2 pseudogenes are annotated in these 673 nt (G+C 36.3%); both read right to left on the minus strand.

What is annotated here, in order from left to right:
- Positions 1–266, minus strand: a pseudogene (locus ACE01T_RS07715) (IS701 family transposase); the annotation flags it as partial.
- A 62-nt stretch (positions 267–328) separates the two neighbouring features.
- Positions 329–673 (minus strand): annotated as a pseudogene (locus tag ACE01T_RS07720) (transposase); the annotation flags it as partial.

Consider the following 673-nt stretch of genomic DNA (forward strand, 5'->3'; position numbering starts at 1 on the left):
TGTAATTCATGAAAACCTTCAAAGGACAATAAATCATCTTCATCTTGATGCACAATATAAAACCTCTGCTGTTCTTTTAACTGAGTCTTAAATAATTGTACAAAGCCAAAATCTTTGAGCCAGATCACTTGACCCTGATGGAAATCTGGCAATAAGCGCAGTTGAAACCATTGTCCTTTTTCTGGGGAAACCTTACGGTTACAGTCGATACCAAACATAAATCGAATACCATATTTTCTTATGGTTTTTAGATTTCCAGTCGATGTAAGAGGTGGTCCCACATGTTTGAACAACTAAAAGCTTATTTATAAGTGATACTCTGCTCTAGTTAAGCTACCTTATTTTGTTGTGGTAGCTGGTCATAGTAAAACTCATCTGGAGTCATTTTGTCCAGACTCGAATGAGGTCGTTTCAAATTATAAAATTCAAAATATGCGTTTAATTGCTTCTTCGCATCCAAAACATTGCTGTAGGCTTTGAGATACACCTCTTCATATTTAACGCTCCGCCATAATCGTTCAACCATCACATTATCGACCTATGAGCAGTATACTGCGCAAGTTTACCGTCCATACTGATTTGAATGCCATTTGATTTCAATACATCAATAAATGCATCACTGGTAAACTGACTGCCTTGGTCTGTATTAAATATTTCAGGTCGACCATATTTT

The sequence above is a fragment of the Acinetobacter uliginosus genome (genome assembly GCF_044130295.1).
Classification (GTDB): Bacteria; Pseudomonadota; Gammaproteobacteria; order Pseudomonadales; family Moraxellaceae; genus Acinetobacter.